The organism is Sphingosinicella rhizophila (genome assembly GCF_032378825.1).
In the GTDB taxonomy this organism is placed as follows: Bacteria; Pseudomonadota; Alphaproteobacteria; order Sphingomonadales; family Sphingomonadaceae; genus Allosphingosinicella; species Allosphingosinicella rhizophila.
In genome coordinates this window covers 1-4,626 of the sequence record NZ_JAVUPU010000019.1, presented here as the reverse complement: position 1 = coordinate 4,626, position 4,626 = coordinate 1, and the positions used below count along the sequence as shown (strand labels likewise).

Below are 4,626 nucleotides of genomic sequence, written 5' to 3'. Positions count from 1 at the left end.
TATCTCAGCGTCCATCAGACCGGCAGCAGCTCAAACTACGATTCCATCTTTCTGTTCGGGATTGAACATAAATTCGGGCACGCGCGCTTGGAGGAGCAGATGCACTTTCTTGTTCGTCACTTGCGTTACTCCGTCTTGAGGCAGCCCTCGGCAGGTGGGCCCTCGCGAAGTGCTATCATCCAGATAGAAAAGGCTTCGAGGTACTCCTCGCCGCCAATGTCAGTGCCATGTTGCAGCGGCAGTGACCGTCGATCAGAATCTAGACTGCCTCACGCCGCCGCGGCACCTTACCACCCCCATCAGACATGTGAATGGCCGGTCTGGAAGGAAAGCTCAACGTCACCAGACGACCGAAACTGGACCTGCCGCTTAGCGGAAGGTCGCAACATGGCCCGGGAGTTATCGGTCCGCTTTGGCACGGCATGACGCGGAAGCGGACATTGGGGCCGAGATCAAGCCAAGCTAGTCCAGTTCGAAGGGGCGGGTGGGTCGGCCCCCAGTCATTGTCTGAGCTGACCGAGCACGCAAGCGAGGTGGTGGTGCATCAGAGGCGATCGATTTTGACGTGTTCTCCTGAATTCAGTTGATCCACTCGTGACGGAATTCGGAACCGGCAGTGTACCAATAGACGAAGCGGTGAGAAGGCGGACGCCTAATACGCAGGTGCGCATCATTCCGCAGGCTGGCGTCTTGTGGCAAGTTCAACTACCTTCCCGCCATGGCGACAATTAAGCAAGTTAACCCCGTCGTTCTCCGCCGCGGAGCAGGCATCGGTACAGGAAACGCGGAAACCGATGATGACTTCTTATTCGACTGCTTTGTCGAGTACCCGCCGGTAGAGGAGTGTCGGCGGGCCACCTCGCCGGTGATGGTGGTTGCGGGTCGTACAGGCTCTGGGAAGACCGCAATCCTGCGATACTTGGAACGTGAAACACACCGCAGCACAAGCCTCGATCCCTTCGAAATGTCGATGAGCTATGTTTCGAATTCTGACGCACTGCGCTTTCTCAACGCGATAGGCGCCGACTTGGACCTATTCTTTCAGGTGCTTTGGAAGCACGTCCTATGCATCGAATATATCCGCCTCCGCTGGGACGTCGATAGCGCCGATAAGTCTAGAAACATCTTTTCGAAACTCTTCGGCGGTTTTCTGAGGGACGAGCGGAAACAAAAGTCGCTGGAGTATATCAAGGACTGGCAAGGCAAGTTCTGGATCACAATGGACCAGAACATTAAGGAAATAACCGAATCGGTAGAGCGCAAGCTCCATGCTGAGATCGGTGTTGAAATCGAGAAGTTTAAAGCGGGTGGGCAATATGACAAACGCATGAGTCGAGAAAAAAAGAGCGAGATTGTTGCAAGAACCCGGAAAATTATTAGCTCGGATCAGCTTTCAGAGCTTCACGGCGTCATTGAGATGCTTGCGACGCAGGATGTTGACGTTCGAACCTATTATCTCACCATCGATCGCCTCGACGAACGCTGGGTCGACGACAGCGTTCGCTTCCGCATGATCAAAGGACTGATGGAGTCCCTAAAAACATTCCGCAAGATTAGGAATTTGAAGATTCTTGTCGCTCTTCGAGAGGACGTGCTCGAGAGAGTGGTGCAGGAGACTGCTGATATCAGTTTCCAGCGTGAAAAGTTCGAAGATCTGATGGTGCGCCTGAGATGGACGCGTGCGGAACTCAGGCAGCTGGTGGACAAGCGCCTCAACTCTTTGTTCAAGCGACAATACACAGTAGCGCTGATCGGATTTTCCGACATCTTTCCGCCCAAAATCGGGGCCAAGGACACTTTCGAATGGATGACTGAGCGCACACTCATGCGACCGCGCGACGTCATAGCTCTCGTCAACGAGTGCATAGACATCGCCAACGGCCAACCAAGCGTGTCGGTAACTGCTGTGCGAAAGGCCGAGGTAGACTTCGCTCGGAAACGTCGGGATGCGCTATTGCAGGAATGGAGGAGCGCTTACCCGCTACTTGGACGAGTTCTCGACCTGTTTACGTCGCGGCGCAAGTCCGGGGTCGACCTAATCGAGCTCATGGACAAAGTGGACGACTTCTGTACACAAACTTGGTCTTCCCCGAGAATCGACCACGATCCGGTATGGGACCTCTGCCAGGCTTACGCTGAAGGCGGAAAGAAAATGACCTTCGATGTTCTCGCGGAGCTAGCGGCGATCTTATATCGAGCGGGAGGCATCGGCATTAAGATCAGTGCGCAGGATCGGTTCGCCTACGCACATATAGACCAACCGCTGATCTCGCCTCAGCTGCTATCCCCTGATAGCAAGGTCCGGCTGCACCCGATGCTGCACGCTGCGTACAACCTTCAGGATAGACAATAGCCAAGGCTACGGCGCGAAGTCTGCTGATAAGAAGCGATTAAATGGCCTAGTGTCGCGACTGGGCGCGAAGCGGACCTCCCCTTCCCTCCCAAGGTGCGATAACCGCATTTATGGCAAGTGCGAAACCACATCACACCTTGCTCCATCCCGGCCCGTCCTCACTCAAAGGCGTCACCCTTGGGAAAGAGCCAGAGAGCAAAGCCACGATTGCCCAATTGGGAGTCAAACCGAACCTACTTCAAATTTGGTCGAAGCTATCGAGTGACTCCCAATCATCAATCGCCTGGCCGATCCGGGCGAGGAATGTCATAGTGGTATTGGCCGGCTGCATGTCGGGCATGTCCTGTGAAGGTGAAAGTGTCACCGTCCACCAGGCGAGCACTGTCAGCATTTGCTGCCGGTAATGCAGCAGAGCCTCTTCAAACCCGATCCGCGGACCGCCATTAGCGCCAAGTCGCTCTATATAGAACTGGATCAGGTCGGTTTCCCAAGCCCGCCGGTCGACAGGCTCAAGCGCGGTCGAAATGGCATATGCCAGATCACGAGACCAATGGCCTCGGCAGGTGACTTGCCAATCCCCGAGACCGACTTGGCCGGCATGAGTCACGTACCAGTTCTTGAGATGAACGTCGCCATGCGTCAAAGTCTCGGGCTGATTTCGATCCCTATTGACAGCCAGAAGCGTAGCCGGCCAAACCTCGGTATGCCGGGCAAAGACGGCGGCTGGCAACACGTCGCGGGCAGCCACGAAACCGTTGTCGCAGCATTCGGCAAGACAGTGGTTGTCGCACAGGTTCATGAACCGCCCATGGAAAGTTTGGACATCCTTGAGCTCAAACTCGAACTGGACGCTCCGGTAGAAATGCCCGTGCATTCTCGCCAACAAATCCAGCTGGCCCTTAGCCATATCGAAATCAACCTTCGTCTCATGAGAGCAGAAGGTGACCTCATCGGCGATGTCTTTCAATATGATAATCGACTTGAAAGCCACGGGATCATATTGGGCTAAGAAGGCCGTTGGAGCTTCGATATCGAGTTGAGGCCTGATCTTGTTGTAAAAGGTTACTTCACTGTGAGTCATGCCTGACGAGCACAGTATGCGAGTGACTAAATCGTGCGCGGCCTTACAGAATATGGACTGGGGAAGACCGGCCGCGTGCTCTTCCGAATTATAATTCAAGAAAATCCGCCGCCGGTTCGAACTTCCGGAATCGGGTTCGCCAAGATCGAAGGAGGTGACCTTGGCACCCGACTGGCCATGGCAGATGACCGCCGTCAGCCAATCCGGCGTAATGGCTTCGTAGGACACCGGGATGTCGCTGGCCTTGCGAGCCAGGGGCCTATCCAATTGCTCGTGAGCAAAGGCTTGCCTAATCGCGTCCAGCGACGGATTCTCCATCAGTCTGTCTCCCAGAGAAATGACCGGACGATGCCCGGCGGCTAAGTTAAGCGGATGTTTCCACAATCCCGTCTGCTCAAACACGCGCCCTGATGCTTGTCGGCGGGCGAGCCACAGGTCCAACCGATGAACCAGCACGCCCATCCTTATTGCCCTGTTTTTCATTATGTATACAATCGGTAATCGTATGCAGATTACAACAGGCTTCGCCCCGCCGACGTCCCGATGTCTCAGTCGGCGTGACATTTCTTTTCTCGTGGAGTGACGAATGGACCTAGAACTTAGCGACAAGCGGGCGATCGTCACCGGTGGCAGTCGGGGCCTGGGCAAAACGATTGCCTGGCAGCTCGCCGCAGAGGGTGTAAGCGTGGCCATTGCTGCCCGCAATGCAGACGTACTCAACGCTGCCGCCGCCGAGATCATGGGGGCCACCGGCAGCCAAGTGGTGCCGCTTGTCGTCGACATGGGCGACGACGCATCGGTTGATGCGATGGTCGCCAGCGGCGTTGAAGCACTGGGCGGTGCTGACATCCTGATCAACAACGCTGCCACTCCAGGCGGGGGTGCATCGGCCAACGTCCAGGAGATTTCGATCGAGCGCCTGCTCAGCGATATCAATATCAAGACCGGAGGCTATTTGCGCGCAGCGCGCGCCGTCTCACCCCATATGATTGCCAAAGGCTGGGGGCGGATCATCAGTATCGGCGGCATGGCCGCGCGCGTGACGGGCAATTACAATGCGGGGATTCGCTGCGCCTCCGTATCCACGCTCACGAAGAATCTTGCCGACGAACTGGGGCCCAAAGGGATCAGCGCCATCGCCATCCATCCCCACCTACTGAGCTGCTGCCGGTCTGATGGACGCTGAGATAGG

Annotated in this window: 3 protein-coding genes; 2 read left to right on the top strand and 1 reads right to left on the bottom strand. The window is 55.9% G+C overall.

Going from position 1 to position 4,626, the window contains the following annotated elements:
• The first annotated feature begins 718 nt into the window (after positions 1-718).
• On the top strand, positions 719-2,353 hold the full coding sequence (locus RQX22_RS19195; protein ID WP_315728814.1) for a P-loop ATPase, Sll1717 family: 1,635 nt from the start codon (positions 719-721) through the stop codon (positions 2,351-2,353).
• A 238-nt stretch (positions 2,354-2,591) separates the two neighbouring features.
• Here the strand turns inward: RQX22_RS19195 and RQX22_RS19190 are convergent, their stop codons facing one another.
• Positions 2,592-3,917 (bottom strand): phosphotransferase, encoded by a 1,326-nt coding sequence (locus RQX22_RS19190; protein ID WP_315728813.1) that lies wholly within the window; start codon positions 3,915-3,917, stop codon positions 2,592-2,594.
• A 103-nt stretch (positions 3,918-4,020) separates the two neighbouring features.
• On the opposite strand from RQX22_RS19190, the gene RQX22_RS19185 reads away from it, so the two are divergent.
• Positions 4,021-4,620, top strand: coding sequence for an SDR family NAD(P)-dependent oxidoreductase (locus tag RQX22_RS19185; protein WP_315728811.1), 600 nt, complete (start codon positions 4,021-4,023; stop codon positions 4,618-4,620).
• Positions 4,621-4,626: the final 6 nt, after the last annotated feature.